The organism is Serratia sp. FS14, from assembly GCF_000695995.1.
Taxonomy (GTDB): domain Bacteria; phylum Pseudomonadota; class Gammaproteobacteria; order Enterobacterales; family Enterobacteriaceae; genus Serratia; species Serratia nematodiphila.
This window is the reverse complement of the sequence record NZ_CP005927.1, coordinates 2,506,023-2,522,773: the sequence shown is the minus strand read 5'-3', so window position 1 is coordinate 2,522,773 and position 16,751 is coordinate 2,506,023. Positions and strand designations below refer to the sequence as shown.

Below are 16,751 nucleotides of genomic sequence, written 5' to 3'. Positions count from 1 at the left end.
AATCGCCGCGCCTACATAGGTGATTTCGCCTGTAAAAGGCGCGGTTTTTCTCGCTTTCTCTCCACCACTCCTTAATTCAGGGGCGCATCGTGCTGCGCCCCTGCGGGGTTTAACGGCCGTACGGCTTCACCTGCCCGCTCAGCCCGCTGATCGAGTTCAGCGACGGCAGCGCCGCCTGCAGCTTCTGCTTGGAGGCATCCGGGCCGACGTAGATACGGGTGATCTGCCCCTGCACCGGCGTTGACGGCACGGTAAAGGCGCGATAGCCCGAGAGGCGCAGCGAAGCGACAATCTCGTTCGCCTTGGCGGCATTTTTCAACGCCCCGAGCTGCACGACGTAGGCTTGCCCGGCCGGCGCTTTTTCTTCCGCCGGTTTCGGCTGCGGCGTCGGTTCAGGTTTCGGCGTCGGCTCCGGCTTCGGTACCGGCTTCACTTCCACCGGTTTCGGTTGCGGCGCCGGTTTCGGTTTCACTTCCACCGGTTTGGTTTCTACCGGTTTCGGCTTGGGCTGCGGCACCGGCTGAGGACGCGTTTCGACCGGCGGCGGCGCCACCTGCGCCGGCTGCTGAGCACCTTGCCGCACCGCCTGTTGCGCCGCCGCTTCATTGGCCGCCTGCTGTTCGACCAGCGCGCCCGCCCCTTCCGGCGGCTGCGCCGGCAACGGTTGCGTCACCGGTGGCAGCACGTCGTTCTCTTCGACGTCGCCCGCCTTCGGCACCAACGGAATGGCCGCGAATTCATCCTCGTAATGCTTCTTTTTACCGTCCAGCAACCCTGGCAGGATGATCACCCCCAGCGCCACCAGAATCACGGTTCCGACCAGTCGGTTCTGAAATTTACTCGCCACTCACACTCCCCGCATCTCGTCTGACGCCGCCATCACCTGCGCCACGGTGTGGAACGATCCACAGACGATCACAATATCCTGTTTATCAGCATCCTGCATAGCCTGCCGCCAGGCAGTTTCGACATCATTAAAGCGTCGCGGTTCCGCCAGATGTTGCGCCAGCTGTTCGACGCTGGCGCCGCGCGGCCCGTCGAGCGGCGCGCAGTACCATTCATCCACCTGCTCGCTGAGGCAGGCCAGCGTGCCGGCGATATCCTTGTCCGACAGCATGCCCACCACCGCGCGCACCTTGCCGCCGTTGCGCGGCAGTTTGGCCAGACGCCCGGCCAGATAGCCGGCGGCGTGCGGATTGTGCGCCACATCGAGGATCAGCGTCGGCTCACGCCGCACGATCTGGAAGCGCCCCGGCAGCGTCGCCTGCTGCAGCCCGGTGAAAATCGCGCGTTCGTCGATTTCCAGTGGAGAACAGTTGAGCGCCGCCAGCGCGGTAGCGGCGTTGGCCAGCGGTACGTTCGGCGTCGGCAGATCGGTCAGCAGCGTGTCGCCGCCCTGCCACTGCCAGCGATCGCCCTGCTCGCTGAAGCGCCAGGCTTCGCCGCGGCGAGACAGCGGTGCGCCCAGCGTTTCGGCAACCTGACGAATGCTGTCCGGCATGTCGGGTTCACCGACCACCGCCGGTTTGCCGCTGCGGAAAATGCCGGCCTTTTCACGGCCGATGCTTTCGCGATCGTTACCCAGCCAGTCGGTGTGATCGAGCGCGATGCTGGTGATCACCGCCACGCTCGGATCGACGATGTTGGTGGCATCGAGACGCCCGCCCAGGCCCACTTCCAGGATCACCACGTCGAGCCGCGCCTGTTTGAACAGCTGCAGCGCCGACAGGGTGCCGAATTCGAAATAGGTCAGCGACGTTTCGCCGCGGCCGGCTTCAATGGCGGCGAACGAGCGGCTGTGCTCCGCTTCGCTCAGCTCTTCCCCCTGAATGCGCACGCGTTCGGTATAGCGCACCAGATGCGGCGAACTGTAGACGCCGACACGCAGGCCGGCGGCCAGCAGAATCGCTTCAAGGGTGCGACAGGTGGTGCCTTTGCCGTTGGTGCCGGCAACGGTGAACACCGTGGGTGCGGGGGTCAGTAAATCCAGATGCGCCGCGACGCGCTGTACGCGCTCAAGGCCGAGTTCGATCGCCTGGCTGTGCAGACGTTCCAGATAATAAAGCCACGAGCTCAATGGCGACGTGGCTTGGGGAATTTGGTGGTTTTGCATGAGTCCCATCACTGAACTTGGGTTCATTAATCCATCAGGGCACCACCCTCACCGCGGTAAAGGCGATGCGCTTCGTGACTGCCGCCAGCCTGCCAACCGCAGCGGATAGGCTACGGCCGACGGAGAGCGGGCATCAGCCGTCACTTAGCCACAAAGTGGCGGCTGAACCCGGGCGGGATCTGTCTTTGCCTCAGGCGTCGGCCTGCTGCTCCGGCTCAATGACCGGCGCGGCCTCATCGAAATGCGGCTGCGGCTGGTTGGTCAGCTTGGACAGAATGCTCGCCAACGTTTGGCGCATTTCCGGACGGCGAACGATCATGTCGATCGCGCCTTTTTCGATCAGGAACTCGCTGCGCTGGAAGCCTGGTGGCAGTTTCTCGCGCACGGTTTGCTCGATAACGCGCGGGCCGGCAAAACCGATCAGCGCTTTCGGCTCGGCGATGTTGATGTCGCCCAGCATCGCCAGGCTGGCGGAGACACCGCCCATGGTCGGGTCGGTCAGCACGGAGATATACGGCAAGCCGCGCTCCTGCATTTTGGCCAACGCCGCGCTGGTTTTCGCCATCTGCATCAGCGACATCAGCGCTTCCTGCATACGCGCGCCGCCGCTGGCGGAGAAGCACACCAGCGGACAGTTGTCCTCCAGCGCCTGCTCAACCGCACGCACGAAACGCGCGCCGACCACGGAAGACATCGAGCCGCCGATGAAGGCGAATTCGAAGGACGCGGCGACGATCGGCATACCGTACAGCGTGCCCTTCATCACCACCAGCGCGTCTTTCTCGCCGGTCGCTTTCTGTGCGGCGACCAGACGATCTTTATAGCGCTTGGAATCCTTGAATTTCAGAACGTCCTTCGGCTCCAGATCGCTGCCCAGCTCCACTTCGCTGCCTTCGTCCAGCAGGGTATGCAGACGCGCGCGCGCGCCCATACGCATGTGATGGTCGCACTTCGGGCACACTTCCAGATTCCGCTCCAGCTCGGCGCGGTAGAGAACCTGGCCGCAGCTGTCGCATTTAGTCCAGACCCCTTCAGGAATGCTCGCCTTACGGGTTTGTGTGATATTGCTCTTGTTAAGAATTCGTTCAATCCAGCTCATCGATGACCTTTCTGTTTGAACCTGGCACACGCCAGTCCGCTGTTCATGCTTTAACAATCCCCCCGAAAACACCCCAATGAAAAAATGCCCGTTCGCGGCGCGGCAAGCGCGGCGACTGAGGCATCGGCTTCAGGGTTGTTCGCAGGAACAGACCATAATGTCGCTCATTAAACCATATCGGCCCGACGCTGTGGACAAAAAACTGGTCGAACCGACAGGTTAAGCGATGTTTTTACTGTTTTTGCTGGCGGGCGGCCGCGCGCTTGTGGCGCCAAATTTCAATCACCCCCGGCAGAACCGAAACGATGATGATCCCGACGATCAACAGTTTCAGGTTCTCCTGCACCACCGGCAGATCGCCGAACAGGTAGCCAGCATAAGTGAAGAGCAGCACCCAAACCAGTGCGCCAATCACGTTGTAGGCGGCGAAGTGGCGATAGGACATATGCCCCATACCGGCGACGAACGGCGCAAAAGTACGCACGATCGGCACGAATCGCGCCAGAATAATCGTTTTCCCGCCGTGCTTCTCATAAAACTGATGCGTTTTATCCAGGTAGCTGCGGCGGAAGATTTTCGAATTCGGGTTGCTGAACAGCTTCTCGCCGAACAACCGCCCGATAGTGTAGTTCACCGCATCGCCGATGATCGCCGCCACGGCCATCAACGCCACCATGGTGTGCACGTTCAGATCGTTGGTCGGCAACGCCGCCAGCGCGCCGGCGACGAACAGCAAAGAATCCCCCGGCAGGAACGGCGTCACCACCAGACCGGTTTCACAAAACAGGATCAGGAACAGAATAGCGTAGACCCACATGCCGTATTGTGCGACCAGTTCGGCCAGGTGCACATCAATATGCAGAATGAAATCAATAATAAACTTGATGATGTCCATAAATTCTCTCATTGATGCCGGGCGTTTCAATCACCCGGCAGAAGCACAAGGGAGCGACGCTTTCAGGCGTGCCGGCGTTTAATCGTCGGGCAAAAACAGCGGCCCCATCGGCGGCCGCGGCAGACCAAAGTGGTCAGGGTAATCCACGGCAACCAGATACAGCCCCTCGGCTCGCGCCGTCGCCGCCGCCAGATTGCGATCCTTCAGCGCCAGCAACTCGGCCATCCAGTTCTCATCCTGATTGCCGCAGCCGATCTCCATCAGGCTGCCGACGATGTTGCGAACCATGTGATGCACGAAGGCATTCGCCTTGATATCTACCACAATATATTCGCCGTAGCGCGTAACCTTAACGTGTTTTACGCAGCGCCACGGGGTGCGCGACTGGCATTGCACCGCGCGGAACGACGTGAAATCGTTCTCGCCCAGCAGCGCCTGCGCCGCCCGATGCATGCGATCGGCGTCCAGCGGGTGATAAAAATGCGTTACCCCCTGCTGCAGCACCGCCGGCCGGTAGCGATGGTTGAAAATGATATAGCGGTAGCGGCGCGCGGTGGCGCTGAAACGCGCGTGAAAATCGTCGGCAACGGGGCTCACCCAACGCACCGCGATATCCGGCGGCAAATGGGTATTCACCCCCATCGTCCAGGCGGCGTCCTTGCGGCGCGCGGTAGTTTCGAAATGCACCACCTGCCCGGTGGCGTGCACCCCGGCGTCGGTACGCCCGGCGCACAGCACGGTAATCGGCGCATCCGCCACCTTGCTCAATGCCTGCTCCAGCCGCTCCTGCACGCTGGCCACTTCTTGCTGCCGCTGCCAGCCGTAATAACGGCTGCCGTCATATTCGATGCCCAGCGCTACCTTCAGCGTCGGCTGAGCGGGCGAGACCACCTCAGACATCAGTACATCTGCTCCTGCACCAGACGCTCGGCGGTTTCGACAGCCATCAACGCGCCGCCGAAGCGCACGTTGTCCGCCACCGTCCAGAACTGCAGCAGCTCGGGGATGCCGTAATCGTTACGCAGGCAACCGATGCTGAGCGCATCGCTGCCGGAAGCGTCGGTGACCTGGGTCGGGTAATCGTCCTCTTCGCTCAGCTGAATGTCTTCGACCTCTTCGAGCTCGCTGCGCGCCTCTTCGGCGGACAGCGGGCGCAGCGCTTCCAGGTGCACCACCTGCGCGTGGCCATAAAACACCGGCGACTGAACGCAGCTCACCGAAATCGGCAGTCCTTCATCCTGCAGCACCTTGCGCACCTGATCGACGATCAGGCGCTCTTCGCGCACGCTGCCCTGCTCGTCGGCGACAAGCGGCAGCAGGTTGAACGCCAGCTGTTTACCGAAAACGCCTTCCTCGGCCGGAATGCCGTTCAGCAGGCGCGCGCTCTGGCCGGCCAGAGCGTCCACCGCCACCTTGCCGCGCGACGATACCGACATCAGCGTGGTGACGTGCAGACGCGACAGCCCCGCCTGTTCGGTCAGCGGTTTGATCGCCGTCAGCAGTTGGCTGACCATGCTGTCGGCCACCGCCACGATATTGCGGTTACGGTAATCCGCCAGCACCTGCGGGTTCACGCCCGGCACCACCAGCGGCACATCCGGCTCCATGGCGAACAGGCCGCTGGTGTCGATCACCAGGCAGCCCATGTTGCCGGCTTCTTCGGCATAGCGCGCGGAAGCGTCGCTGCCGGCGACGAAGAAGGCCAGCTGCGCCTGCGACCAGTCGAACTCTTCGGCGTTTTGCACCAGAAGAGACTTGCCGTTGAAGCGCACATTGGCGCCCGCGCTGCGTTCGCTTGCCAGAGGATAGAGCTCACCCACCGGGAACTGGCGTTCCTGCAACAATTCCAGCAACGCTTCACCTACCGCGCCAGTGGCGCCGAGCAACGCGATATTCCAGCCGTCAGACATCGGGTTTTCTCCAGAGTATTTCATTCATAAAAGCACACGGGCAGTGCAATCACCGCCCGATAATCTTTACCGCTCACTGTAGCGGCGTTGGCTTAAGACAACCTTACGCCCTACGCCACGCTGAAGCCCAGCTTGCCGAGCAGCTCGGCGCTGGCGCTGTCATCGCATTGCACGGCCAGCGAAGACCACTCGCGGCGCTCCTGGTAGTGCTTGCGCAGGCGATCGAATTCGCCCGGTTGCCCGGCGACTTTGCGCAATGGCGCATCATCGCGGCGCACATCATACACCAAGTGCATCAATCGTTTTAACCGCGCTTCATCCAGCGGCCCGTTGAGGCGGATCTGGCTGAACTCCGGCACCGGCAGCAGCGAGGCCAGCGCCACCTGCTGCGGCTGCCCCAGATGGCGGCTGAACGCTTCGAACACCTGGGTGGTGCCGCGCGCCTTGCCTTCCAGCGTATACCCGGCGATATGCGCGGTGCCGATATCCACCCGCGCCAGCAGCGGCAAGGCGAGGTCCGGCTCCGGTTCCCACACGTCCAGCACCGTGCTCAGCTTTTTGCCCTTTTCCAGCGCCTGCAGCAGCGCGGCGTTATCCACCACCGGCCCGCGGCAGGCGTTGATCAGAATGCGGTTGTCCGGCAGCGCCGCCAGCAGGTCGACATCCGCCAGATGCAGCGAATGGTATGGGCCGGATTTATTCAGCGGCGTATGGAAGGTCAGCACATCGGCCTCGGCCACCAGCTTCTCCAACGGCCAGAACTCCCCGGCGTCGCCGCGATCGGCGCGCGGCGGATCGCACAGCAGCGTGCGCACGCCCAACGCTTTGAGGCGCGCGTCCAGGCGGGAACCGACGTTGCCCACGCCGACGATGCCGACGGTTTTATCCCGCAGGTGGAAGCCGTCGCGTTCGGCCAGCAGCATCAAGGCGGAGAACACATACTCGACCACCGCGATGGCGTTGCAGCCCGGCGCGGCGGAAAACCCGATGCCCTGCCGTTGCAGCCAGGCGTCATCGACGTGATCGGTGCCGGCGGTGGCGGTGCCGACAAAGCCGATGCGGCTGCCGGCCAACAGGGCTTCATTGACCTTGGTGACCGAACGCACCATCAGCGCATCGGCATCCGCCAGCGCCTCAAGCGGGATCGGACGCCCCGGCACCGCCTGCACGTCGCCCAGGCGGCTGAACAGCTCGGCCGCGTACGGCATATTTTCATCAACCAGAATTTTCACTGCGTTCTCCGACGGTTTACGGCTATTGGTCTGTGAAATAGTGTGCCACTGAATCAGGCACGGCGAAAGCGCTCAGGGGTGGTGCCGGCGATCTGCTGGAACATGACGATAAAGGCCGACGCGGAGCTGTAGCCGACGTCCAACGCCACGTCCTGCACGGTTTTGCCCTGCTCGAGCAACGACACGGCATGCAGAAAACGCAGGCGCTGGCGCCACTCGCTGAACGACATGCCCAGATCCTGCTGGCAGCGGCGCGACAGCGTGCGCTCGGTGGTGTAGACCCGCGCCGCCCACGTTGCCAGCGAGGTGTTGTCCGCCGGGCAATGCTCCAGCGCTTCCAGCACCGGCGCCAAAAATTTGTCGTCCGACGACGGCAGATAGGTTTGCTGACGCGGCGACAGGCGCAGCTGATCGATCAGCACCTGGCACAGACGCAAATCCTCCTCCGCCTGCGGAATGTACTGCTTGCGCGCATAGAAATCCTCGGCGATGGCACGGAAGATGGGCGTTACGCTCACCAGACAGGGGTCGGCCGGCATGCCGGCGCACAGCGCCGGCGTAATGTCCACCATGCGGCACTGCGCCAGTCGCTGGTTGTAGCAGGAGTGTTCGATGCCCGCCGGCGCCCACAACACGAACTCCGGCGGCGCCAGAAAGCGCTGCCCGCCGATGCGCAGCACCATCACCCCGGCTTTGACCCACATCAACTGGCCCCAGGTGTGGCTGTGCGGCTGGAATTCGGTGCGCGCGTTAAACTCTTCACAGCGGAACTGCACCGGGTTGGGCGCCGGGATCAGCGACTCAGGGAAATGGCGGATTTCTGGCATGGTTTCGTCCCGTGATTTGTCTTGTTTACGCCGATTTTTGTCTGGATATCGCTATATATGATAAACCGGACACGCGTAGACTAGCCAGCATGTTGGACGTTATTGAGAATAATTATCATGAATATGCTCTTCCCACTGTTGGCCGTGCTGATATGGTCGATTAACGCCGTTGTCAGCAAACTCTCCGCCACCGCCATCGATCCGGCGGCCATTTCACTTTACCGCTGGCTGCTGGCGCTGATCGCCCTGACGCCGTTCGTGCTGCCGGGCGTGCTGCGCAATTGGGCGCAGGTGCGCGCCAACTGGTGGAAACTAATGATCCTCGGCTTGCTGGGCATGGTGCTGTATCAAAGCCTGGCCTATTACGCGGCGCACAGCGTCAGCGCGCTGTTTATGGGCATCATCGTGTCGCTGATCCCGCTGCTGACCATCCTGATCAGCATCGTCCTGCTGCGCATTGCGCCGACCGTCGGCGTGCTGCTCGGCAGTATTCTCTCCTTCGGCGGTTTGATCTGGCTGGTCAGCGGCGGCCAGCCCGGCGTGCTGCTGCAGCATGGTATCGGCAAGGGGGAATTGATGATGCTGCTCGCCACCGCCTCTTACGCGCTGTATGGCGTGTTGACCAAACGCTGGGCCATCGCGCTGCCGAACTGGCAATCGCTGTACGTGCAGATCCTGTTCGGCGTGCTGCTGCTGCTGCCTAATTTCCTGATGGCGCAGGATGTCGGTTTGAACGGCCATAACCTGCCGCTGGTGCTGTTCGCCGGCATTCCGGCTTCGATCATCGCCCCGTTCCTGTGGATCCAGGGCGTGATGCGCCTGGGCGCCAACACCGCCTCGATCTTCATGAACCTGGCGCCGGTGTTTACCGCCGCTATCGCCGTGCTGTTCCTGCATGAGCAGTTGCACGGTTATCACCTGATCGGCGGCGGCATTACCCTGCTGGGCGTTATCCTGTCGCAGCGGCTGCGCACGCCGCTGACGCGTAAAGCCAAAGCCCCGGCGGCCGACGTCGAGTCCTGCAAAGAACAGGCTTAAGGCAACAGCCTGAAACGCACCCGTACCAACAGACCGCCCAGCGCGGCGGAGCTCAACAGCTCCGGGCGGGTGCCGTGATAGGCGGTGATGTCCTTCACCAGCGCCAGCCCCAGGCCGGCGCCCGGCTGATCGCCCACGTTGTCCAGCCGGTGAAACGGCTGCAGCGCCAGCGCCTTGTCCTGCAAGGCGATGCCGGGGCCGCTGTCTTCAATCTCCAGCACGCCTTCCCCCGTCGCCTTCTCCTGCGTGAGGCGAGCGGTGACCACGCCCTGACGCGGTGTGTATTTCAACGCGTTGTCCAACAGGTTGGCGCACAGCTCGGCCAACAGCAGCGGTTCCCCCGCCACCTGACACGCCGCTTCACCTTCGAAGCCGAGATCGATCTGTTTGCTGCGCGCCTGTGGCAAGCGAGAGAAACAGGCGTCGCGCAGCACCTGCGCCAGGTTGACCGGCTGCAGCTTGCGCTCGGCCTGGTGCTCGCTGGCCTTCAGGCGTGAGAGATACAGCAGGCGGTCGGTCAGTGCCACGGTATTGTCCAGCGTCGCGCTCATCGCCTGCAGGCTTTCGCGCCACTGCTGCGGCCGATCGCTGGCCAGCGCCACCCCGACCTGAGTCTTCAACACCGCCAGCGGCGTGCGCAGCTGGTGGGAAGCGTCGGCGCTGAAACGTTCCTGACGCGCCACCATCAGCCGCAGCCGTTCGATATAGCGATTGAACGCCACCAGCAGCGGCTGCATCTCCGACCACGGCAATACCCGCGGCAAGGGCGTCAGCTCGCCCGGATCGCGCCGCAGCATGATGCCGGAGAGTTTACGCATCGGCTTCAACACCCGCTTGAGCAGCGCGAACGCCAGGATCAGGGTCAACACCACCACCGTGCCCTGGCTCAGCAGCGCCGCGATCATCATCTGCCGCGCTAGGTAACGGCGCGACTCCAGGGTTTCCGCCACCAAAATGGTCGCCATGCCGCTCACCCCCGACTCGTTGACCGGCTGAAACAGCGCCGCCACGCGGATCGGCCGGCCGAGATATTCCGCATCGTAAAAATGCACCAGCGCCGGGTAGAGCGTGGAACGCGGGATATGGGGCGGCAGCGACGGCAAATCGTCATAGCCCGAGATGCTTTTTCCCTGCGGCGAAATCACCTCGTAATACAGTTGATCGTTCATGTTGCGCTCGAAGCTGTCGAGCACCACATAGGGCACATCGACTGCCAACTTGCCTTCGCGCACCACCAGTCGCTCCGCCACGGTGCGCGCCGACGCCAGCAGCGTGCGATCGTAAGCCAGAGTGGCGGCGCTCATGGCGCTGAAGTAGTGGGTGTAGATAGAGATGCCGCCCAGCGCCAGCAGCGGCAGGCCAAAAAACAGCAGCAGTTGATAGAACAGCGAACGCGGGGCGTTAAACCACCGCATTGCAGAGCTCCAGGCTGTAGCCCAGACCGCGCAGCGTGACGATCGCCACGTCGCTGCCCTGCAGCTTTTTCCGCAGGCGATGTACGTAAAGCTCGATGCTCTCCGGATTGGCCTCGTCGGACAGCGTAAACACCTGCTCGAACAGCTGTTGTTTGGCCACCGGGCGGCCGCGCCGATGCATCAGCGCGGTCAACACCGCCAGTTCGCGCGGCGTCAGCGCCAGCGGCTTGCTCTCCAGCAGAAAATAGCCTTCGTCATGGTAGGTCAACGCGCCGTACTGCAACGCCGGCTGCGGGGCGCCGACGCTGCGGCGCAGTAGCGCCCGAATACGCGCTTCAAGCTCGTCCAATTCGAACGGCTTGGTGAGGTAATCGTCCGCCCCCAGATTCAGGCCCCTTACCCGATCGGCCACGTCGGTGCGCGCCGTCAGCAACAGCACCGGCAGATCCTGCCCGCGCTTGCGCAGGCGCGCCAGCAAATCCAGGCCGTTCAAACGCGGCAACGCCACATCCAACACCGCCAGCGCATAACGCTCGTTGAGCAACAGATGATCGGCCGCCACGCCGTCCGGGGCGACGTCGACGGCAAACCCGGCGCCGGTCAGCGCCTTTTGCAACCAGTGAGACAGCTCGGGGTGATCTTCAACCAATAACAGTCGCATGTTCCCATTCCATTGATTTACCTGAACAACCTGGCGCCGACACGGCGTCCGTTAACAGGCTGATAACAAAGGATGGCATGGAAAATAAGGGGATAAAAGAGCGCCGCGCCGCCAGTTTTGGGAGCTGGCACACAATTATGCGTATGGAGCGCGATCGCAGGACGGCGTCAGATCAGCGGAATGGGGCTATCGGCAACGGCAATGTCCAGCACCGGGCGCAGCTTGTCGGCGGTAAACGGCGAAGAAACCAGTACGGAGCGGTTGTTGGCGGCAAACACCAGATCGATGCCGGTCACGCAGGCGGTCATCTGACAGGCATACTTTTCACCGTCGGCGTTGACGAAATGCAGCTCAAACACGCCAACCTCGGGGCGCAGGCGCTTCAAACGACACTGCCCGCTTTCTCCCGCCATCTCGGCGTAGACCTCAGGCAACCGTTTAATTGCGCATACTTTGGCGCTGTCCCTGCCACCAAACAATTTCCCTAACGAAAACATATTACTGCGTCTCTATTCATTTCACTGATCATGATTTTATCGCAAAAGCAGAACGGCAAACCTGATATTACGCAGGATTTTGGCCGGTTTAGCGCCCTGTTCTTGCCCTCGTTTCTATGGTAGCGCACCCGCCATTCGCTGGCGACAAGAGACCCTAATCACAGACTGGAAACTTTTCCGGCCACTGAAAGGTAAATGAAAGGTTGTTGTTTTAACAATCCTGCAACCGCACCCGGCGGGATTTCACAACCAGAACAATACCGAGGGCAAGTCACAATGAAAAAAATAATGACCCGAACCTTTACCGCCGCCGCCCTGTTGCTGGCGGCCTCTCAGTCCTTCGCCGCAGAGGCGCCCAAACGCACCGAATGCATTGCGCCGGCCAAACCCGGCGGCGGCTTCGATCTGACCTGCAAACTGATTCAGGTGTCGCTGCAGGATACCAAGGCCATCGATAAACCGATGCGCGTCACCTATATGCCCGGCGGCGTCGGCGCGGTGGCCTACAACGCCATCGTCGCGCAGCGCCCGGCGGAGTTCGGCACCGTGGTGGCCTTCTCCGGCGGCTCGCTGCTCAATCTGGCCCAGGGCAAGTTCGGCCGCTACAACGTGGACGACGTGAGATGGCTGGCGGCGGTCGGCACCGACTACGGCATGATCGCAGTGCGCGCCGACTCGCCTTACAAAACCCTGAAAGACCTGATGGACGCTTTCCAAAAAGATCCCAACAGCGTGGTGTTCGGCGCCGGCGCCTCCATCGGCAGCCAGGACTGGATGAAAACCGCGCTGCTGGCGCGCGAAGTCGGCGTGGATCCGCGCAAGATGCGCTACGTGGCGTTCGAAGGCGGCGGCGAGCCGGTCACCGCGCTGCTGGGCAACCATATTCAGGCGGTTTCCGGTGACCTGAGCGAGATGGTGCCTTACCTGCAGGGCGACAAGATCCGCGTGCTGGCGGTGTATGCCGAGCAACGTCTGCCGGGCCAGCTGGCCGATATTCCCACCGCCAAAGAGCAGGGATACAGCCTGGTGTGGCCGATCATTCGCGGCTTCTACGTCGGGCCGAAAGTCAGCGATGAAGAGTATCAGTGGTGGATCGACACCTTCCAGAAAATGATGGCGACCGACGAATTCAAGCAGCAGCGCGATCTGCGCGGCCTGTTCGAATTCAACCTGACCGGCAAAGAGCTGGACGCCTACGTGAAGAACCAGGTTGCCCAATACCGTGAGCAGGCGAAAGTGTTCGGCCTGGCCAAATAACCGCAGGGGAAAACCATGAGCGATCGTATTTTTGCCGGTTTTTGGCTGCTGCTGTGTATCGGCGGGCTGTTCATCGGCTGGGGCATCCAGAGCGAATACAGCTATGAACCGCTGGGGCCGCGCCCGTTCCCGCTGGCGATCCTCAGCCTGATGGCGCTGTGCGCGGCCCTGCTGTTGCTGCGCCACCCGCAGGCGGTGGAGTGGCCGCACAGCAAGGTGTTGCAGCGGCTGCTGGTGCTGGTGATCACCCTGGTGCTGTATGCCTGGGGCTTTGAATGGCTCGGCTTCCCGCTGGCGACCGCGCTGCTGACGTTCAGCATCGGCCTGTTGTTTCAGGCCAGCCTGCCGGCGGCGGCCATCTCCGGCGTCATCATGGGCGCAGCGTTGTACTACGCCTTTGACCAACTTCTCGATGTCACACTGCCGCTCGGCGCCTGGCTGAGCTAACGGGAGCGATGATGGATACCTGGATGTATTTGACCCAAGGGTTTGAAGTGGCGCTGGTGCCGCAGAACCTGATTATCGCCCTGATCGGCTGCTTCGTCGGCACCATCGTCGGCCTGTTGCCGGGGCTGGGGCCGATCAACGGCGTGGCGATCCTGCTGCCGCTGGCGTTCGCCCTCAAACTGCCGGCCGAATCGGCGCTGATCCTGCTGGCGACGGTGTATATCGGCTGCGAATACGGCGGGCGCATCTCGTCGATTCTGCTCAACGTGCCGGGCGACGCGGCGGCGATCATGACCGCGCTGGACGGCTACCCAATGGCGCAGCAGGGGCGCGCCGGCGTGGCGCTGTCCATCTCGGCGGTCAGCTCGTTCGTCGGCTCGATGATCGCCATCGGCGGCATCATTCTGTTCGCGCCGCTGCTGGCCCGCTGGTCGCTGGCCTTTGGCCCGGCGGAGTATTTCGCCCTGATGGTGTTCGCCATCGCCTGCCTCGGCAGCATGATGAGCCAGAACCCACTGAAATCGCTGCTGGCGGCGCTGATCGGCCTGGGACTGGCAACGGTGGGCGTCGACGCCAACACCGGCGTTTACCGCTTTACCTTCGACAGCGTGCACCTCTCCGACGGCGTGCAGTTCATCGTGGTAGTGATCGGCCTGTTCTCGGTCAGCGAAATCCTGTTGATGCTGGAGAGCACCAGCGCCGGCCAGAAGCTGGTGCGTAAAACCGGCCGGCTGCTGTTCAACCGCAAAGAGGCGGCGCAGTGCGCAGGCCCTACCCTGCGTTCGTCGGTGATCGGTTTCTTCGTCGGCATTCTGCCGGGCGCCGGCGCCACTATCGCCAGCGCGCTGACCTACATGACCGAGAAGAAAATCAGCGGCAACAGCGATACCTTCGGCAAGGGCGATATCCGCGGCGTCGCGGCGCCGGAAGCGGCCAACAACGCCTCGGCCTGCGGTTCGTTCATTCCGATGCTGACGCTGGGGGTGCCGGGTTCCGGCACCACGGCGGTGATGATGGGCGCGTTGACGCTGTACAACATCACCCCCGGCCCGGCGATGTTCACCGAACAGCCGGATATCGTCTGGGGGCTGATCGCCGCGCTGCTGATCGCCAACGTCATTTTGTTGATCATGAACCTGCCGCTGGTCGGTCTGTTCACCCGCATGCTGACCATCCCGTTGTGGTTCCTGGTACCGGCGATCGCCGCGGTTTCGGCGGTGGGGGTTTATGCGGTGCACAGCACCACCTTCGACCTGCTGCTGATGGTCGGATTGGGGGTGTTCGGCTACATTCTGCGGAAAATGCATTTCCCGATGTCGCCGCTGATTCTGGGCTTTGTGCTGGGTGAGATGCTGGAACAAAACCTGCGCCGCGCGCTGTCGATCAGCAACGGCGAGTTCGGCATTCTGTGGAGCAGCAGCATCGCGCAAACGCTGCTGGTATTGGCGGTCGCGGTGCTGGCGTTGCCGCCGCTGCTGCGCCTGATGCGCAAACGCCGCCAACCGACGGCCGAGGCCAAGGCCGAATAACGCGAAACGGGCGGGGATCCCCGCCCGTAGTGTTTAACGGCGCAAGGCCGCCATTCCCCTTTCCAGCGCCCCGATATCGTTATCGGCAAGCAACGGCTGAATCACCGCAAAGTCCACCTCGGACAAGTCATAGAGGCGCAAGGCAAGCAACCGTGCGATGACTTCCGGCGCGAACCGCCAACGGATAAACCTCGCCGGGTTACCACCGACGATGGCATAAGGCGCAACATCGCCGGCCACCACGCTACCGGCGGCGACGATCGCCCCCTCGCCTATCGAGATCCCCGGCATCAGCATCGCCCGCATGCCGATCCAGCAGCCGTCACCCAGCCGGGTATCACCTTTGGGACGGTATGCCTGCTTGATGGTTGCCATAAACGGATACAGGCTCAGCCAGTCGATGCGATGGGTGTGATTACCGCCCATCAGGATCACCACTTCGGCCGCGATGCACACATAATCGCCGATCAGCAGGCGATCTATTTCGCCCAGCGGCTGCCATTGGCGGCTGACCGCGTCGCCGTGCAGATAGCGCACCACCGAGCGTTCGAAGCCGTTATCCCAGCAGTCGCTGTAGTAGCTGTGGGTGCCTTTGACGATGATATTCGGGTTGGTCACCGTCTGATGCAGCAGTTCGGTTTTGGACCAGTGTTTTTCGGACATGGCGTATTCTCTTGTTACCGGAATAAAAGCCACGGAACGGAATGTCTGTGGCCGTGTTGTCGTTCACTCAACACGGCCATTCAAGCGATAAGCGCTCGTTTCAATCTCGGGTTATTCATCATTAGTGCCTCTCTTGCGAGGCACAAGGGTAACCGATCACGCCTCGGCGGTCTTGCTTTTCAACAGCAGCACCCCGCCCATCACCAATGCGCTGCCCAGCAGCTGCAGCTGATTCATGCTTTCCCCCAGCAGGAAATAGGCGATCACCGCGGTGAACACCAGTTCCAGCGACAGGATCAGGTTGGCCACCGCCAGCGGCAGCGTTTTCAGGCTGATGTTATACAACCCGAAGCCCAACAGCGTCGGCCCGGCGGCCAATGCCAGCAGCAACAGCCAGCCGCTCCACTGGATGCCCTGTGCGCCGTGCGACAGGAACCACAAATCGCCGGCCATGCCGTGGAACGCCGCCAACGGGAACGCCGTCAGCGCCGCGTTGAACGCCAGCTGATACAGCGCCGAAAAACCGAACACGTACAGGATGGTGTTCCACACCGGATAGCCGCGTTCGCTGGCCACCCGCCCGCCGAGGGTATACAGGGTATAGCCGATGCCCGACAGCATCCCTACCAGCAGCCCCAGCAGATCGAAGTGGCTGTTCCCCATGCTGTCGCCGTTGCTGACCAGGAAGCAACCGCCCAGGCTGATGGCGATCACCAGCAGTTGGCGCAGCGTCAGGCGCTCGCTGTACATCACCCAGCCGAGGAACACGGTAAAGCCCACCGAACAGTAGGTCAGTATGGTCGCCACCGACGCGCCATTCAGCGCTACCGACAGCGTCCACAGGCTGTTGAACAGCGCCAGCAGCAGCCCGTAAAGCGCGTAGAACACCACCTGCTCACGGCGCAGACGCGCCCACTGCGGTTTCACCAGCAACAGCAGCGGCAACAGCACCAGCGCCACCAGCGCCGCGCGCCAGAACGCCAGCACGAAGGTCGGCAGCTGATAGTACTCGGTCAGCGCGCGAATGATGATGGCGGTAAAGGCCAGCAGCATGGCGCTGATAATGGCGATGACGTAACCCTGGCTGCTGCCCTGCAAGAGGCGCGCGCCGGGCAACGCCGGCCGGGCGGAAACGCCTGACGGTAATGACATGAGATCCTCGGGAAAA

Annotated in this window: 17 protein-coding genes; 4 read left to right on the top strand and 13 right to left on the bottom strand. The window is 62.3% G+C overall.

Going from position 1 to position 16,751, the window contains the following annotated elements:
* Positions 1 to 109 precede the first annotated feature (109 nt).
* The 8 genes from dedD to L085_RS11430 all read right to left on the bottom strand — a co-directional run bounded on the left by dedD (position 110) and on the right by L085_RS11430 (position 8,076).
* Positions 110 to 847 (bottom strand): cell division protein DedD, encoded by a 738-nt coding sequence (gene dedD / locus L085_RS11465; protein WP_015378591.1) that lies wholly within the window; start codon positions 845 to 847, stop codon positions 110 to 112.
* The gene (gene folC / locus L085_RS11460) at positions 848 to 2,113 is read right to left on the bottom strand and encodes a bifunctional tetrahydrofolate synthase/dihydrofolate synthase (RefSeq protein WP_015378592.1); all 1,266 of its coding nucleotides are present in this window, start codon (positions 2,111 to 2,113) and stop codon (positions 848 to 850) included.
* Between the two features lie 190 nt (positions 2,114 to 2,303).
* A complete protein-coding gene (gene accD / locus L085_RS11455; protein ID WP_004936126.1) occupies positions 2,304 to 3,212 on the bottom strand; it encodes an acetyl-CoA carboxylase, carboxyltransferase subunit beta in 909 nt (302 codons plus the stop codon).
* Positions 3,213 to 3,444: 232 nt separating this feature from the next.
* A complete protein-coding gene (locus tag L085_RS11450; RefSeq protein ID WP_044030789.1) occupies positions 3,445 to 4,107 on the bottom strand; it encodes a DedA family protein in 663 nt (220 codons plus the stop codon).
* A 78-nt stretch (positions 4,108 to 4,185) separates the two neighbouring features.
* A complete protein-coding gene (gene truA, locus L085_RS11445) occupies positions 4,186 to 5,007 on the bottom strand; it encodes a tRNA pseudouridine(38-40) synthase TruA (RefSeq protein ID WP_015378593.1) in 822 nt (273 codons plus the stop codon).
* Complete coding sequence (locus L085_RS11440; protein ID WP_044030788.1) at positions 5,007 to 6,017, bottom strand: aspartate-semialdehyde dehydrogenase; 1,011 nt, start codon at positions 6,015 to 6,017, stop codon at positions 5,007 to 5,009. Before L085_RS11440 ends, truA begins: the two co-directional genes overlap by 1 nt.
* Before the next feature lie 110 nt (positions 6,018 to 6,127).
* Positions 6,128 to 7,249 (bottom strand): 4-phosphoerythronate dehydrogenase PdxB, encoded by a 1,122-nt coding sequence (pdxB, locus tag L085_RS11435; RefSeq protein ID WP_044030787.1) that lies wholly within the window; start codon positions 7,247 to 7,249, stop codon positions 6,128 to 6,130.
* A gap of 53 nt (positions 7,250 to 7,302) precedes the next feature.
* Positions 7,303 to 8,076, bottom strand: a complete 774-nt coding sequence (locus tag L085_RS11430) for a helix-turn-helix transcriptional regulator (RefSeq protein WP_015378596.1) — start codon at positions 8,074 to 8,076, stop codon at positions 7,303 to 7,305.
* Positions 8,077 to 8,193: 117 nt separating this feature from the next.
* On the opposite strand from L085_RS11430, the gene L085_RS11425 reads away from it, so the two are divergent.
* Positions 8,194 to 9,114, top strand: a complete 921-nt coding sequence (locus L085_RS11425; RefSeq protein ID WP_004936141.1) for a DMT family transporter — start codon at positions 8,194 to 8,196, stop codon at positions 9,112 to 9,114.
* On the opposite strand, the gene L085_RS11420 is transcribed toward L085_RS11425, so the two are convergent.
* The 3 genes from L085_RS11420 to L085_RS11410 form a co-directional block, all read right to left on the bottom strand.
* Positions 9,111 to 10,529, bottom strand: coding sequence for a sensor histidine kinase (locus L085_RS11420; protein ID WP_004936144.1), 1,419 nt, complete (start codon positions 10,527 to 10,529; stop codon positions 9,111 to 9,113). The two genes, L085_RS11425 and L085_RS11420, sit on opposite strands and share 4 nt — an antisense overlap.
* Complete coding sequence (gene tctD / locus L085_RS11415) at positions 10,516 to 11,190, bottom strand: transcriptional regulator TctD (RefSeq protein WP_004936146.1); 675 nt, start codon at positions 11,188 to 11,190, stop codon at positions 10,516 to 10,518. The genes L085_RS11420 and tctD overlap by 14 nt, the downstream gene beginning before the upstream one ends.
* 167 nt (positions 11,191 to 11,357) lie before the next feature.
* The gene (locus L085_RS11410) at positions 11,358 to 11,603 is read right to left on the bottom strand and encodes a hypothetical protein (RefSeq protein ID WP_021505572.1); all 246 of its coding nucleotides are present in this window, start codon (positions 11,601 to 11,603) and stop codon (positions 11,358 to 11,360) included.
* A 360-nt stretch (positions 11,604 to 11,963) separates the two neighbouring features.
* Here L085_RS11410 and L085_RS11405 point away from each other — a divergent pair, with 360 nt between their 5' ends.
* From L085_RS11405 to L085_RS11395, 3 genes are read left to right on the top strand one after another with little or no spacing between them, the layout of a single operon-like run.
* Positions 11,964 to 12,944, top strand: coding sequence for a tripartite tricarboxylate transporter substrate binding protein (locus L085_RS11405; RefSeq protein WP_015378599.1), 981 nt, complete (start codon positions 11,964 to 11,966; stop codon positions 12,942 to 12,944).
* A gap of 15 nt (positions 12,945 to 12,959) precedes the next feature.
* The gene (locus tag L085_RS11400) at positions 12,960 to 13,391 is read left to right on the top strand and encodes a tripartite tricarboxylate transporter TctB family protein (protein ID WP_004936154.1); all 432 of its coding nucleotides are present in this window, start codon (positions 12,960 to 12,962) and stop codon (positions 13,389 to 13,391) included.
* An 11-nt stretch (positions 13,392 to 13,402) separates the two neighbouring features.
* Entirely contained in the window at positions 13,403 to 14,920 is a 1,518-nt protein-coding gene (locus L085_RS11395; RefSeq protein ID WP_015378600.1) for a tripartite tricarboxylate transporter permease, read from the top strand.
* A gap of 33 nt (positions 14,921 to 14,953) precedes the next feature.
* On the opposite strand, the gene L085_RS11390 is transcribed toward L085_RS11395, so the two are convergent.
* The gene (locus L085_RS11390) at positions 14,954 to 15,583 is read right to left on the bottom strand and encodes a CatB-related O-acetyltransferase (RefSeq protein WP_044030786.1); all 630 of its coding nucleotides are present in this window, start codon (positions 15,581 to 15,583) and stop codon (positions 14,954 to 14,956) included.
* Between the two features lie 156 nt (positions 15,584 to 15,739).
* The gene (locus tag L085_RS11385) at positions 15,740 to 16,735 is read right to left on the bottom strand and encodes a DMT family transporter (RefSeq protein WP_044030785.1); all 996 of its coding nucleotides are present in this window, start codon (positions 16,733 to 16,735) and stop codon (positions 15,740 to 15,742) included.
* Positions 16,736 to 16,751 lie beyond the last annotated feature (16 nt).

What these genes read in the sequence shown, in the direction of transcription:
- L085_RS11410 (WP_021505572.1), bottom strand. Translation starts at nt 11,603, where the DNA reads ATGGCGGGAGAAAGCGGGCAGTGTCGTTTGAAGCGCCTGCGCCCCGAG.
- L085_RS11430 (WP_015378596.1), bottom strand. Translation starts at nt 8,076, where the DNA reads ATGCCAGAAATCCGCCATTTCCCTGAGTCGCTGATCCCGGCGCCCAAC.
- L085_RS11440 (WP_044030788.1), bottom strand. Translation starts at nt 6,017, where the DNA reads ATGTCTGACGGCTGGAATATCGCGTTGCTCGGCGCCACTGGCGCGGTA.
- accD (WP_004936126.1), bottom strand. Translation starts at nt 3,212, where the DNA reads ATGAGCTGGATTGAACGAATTCTTAACAAGAGCAATATCACACAAACC.
- truA (WP_015378593.1), bottom strand. Translation starts at nt 5,007, where the DNA reads ATGTCTGAGGTGGTCTCGCCCGCTCAGCCGACGCTGAAGGTAGCGCTG.
- L085_RS11395 (WP_015378600.1), top strand. Translation starts at nt 13,403, where the DNA reads ATGGATACCTGGATGTATTTGACCCAAGGGTTTGAAGTGGCGCTGGTG.
- folC (WP_015378592.1), bottom strand. Translation starts at nt 2,113, where the DNA reads ATGCAAAACCACCAAATTCCCCAAGCCACGTCGCCATTGAGCTCGTGG.
- L085_RS11420 (WP_004936144.1), bottom strand. Translation starts at nt 10,529, where the DNA reads ATGCGGTGGTTTAACGCCCCGCGTTCGCTGTTCTATCAACTGCTGCTG.
- L085_RS11390 (WP_044030786.1), bottom strand. Translation starts at nt 15,583, where the DNA reads ATGTCCGAAAAACACTGGTCCAAAACCGAACTGCTGCATCAGACGGTG.
- L085_RS11450 (WP_044030789.1), bottom strand. Translation starts at nt 4,107, where the DNA reads ATGGACATCATCAAGTTTATTATTGATTTCATTCTGCATATTGATGTG.
- L085_RS11425 (WP_004936141.1), top strand. Translation starts at nt 8,194, where the DNA reads ATGAATATGCTCTTCCCACTGTTGGCCGTGCTGATATGGTCGATTAAC.
- tctD (WP_004936146.1), bottom strand. Translation starts at nt 11,190, where the DNA reads ATGCGACTGTTATTGGTTGAAGATCACCCCGAGCTGTCTCACTGGTTG.
- L085_RS11405 (WP_015378599.1), top strand. Translation starts at nt 11,964, where the DNA reads ATGAAAAAAATAATGACCCGAACCTTTACCGCCGCCGCCCTGTTGCTG.
- L085_RS11385 (WP_044030785.1), bottom strand. Translation starts at nt 16,735, where the DNA reads ATGTCATTACCGTCAGGCGTTTCCGCCCGGCCGGCGTTGCCCGGCGCG.
- L085_RS11400 (WP_004936154.1), top strand. Translation starts at nt 12,960, where the DNA reads ATGAGCGATCGTATTTTTGCCGGTTTTTGGCTGCTGCTGTGTATCGGC.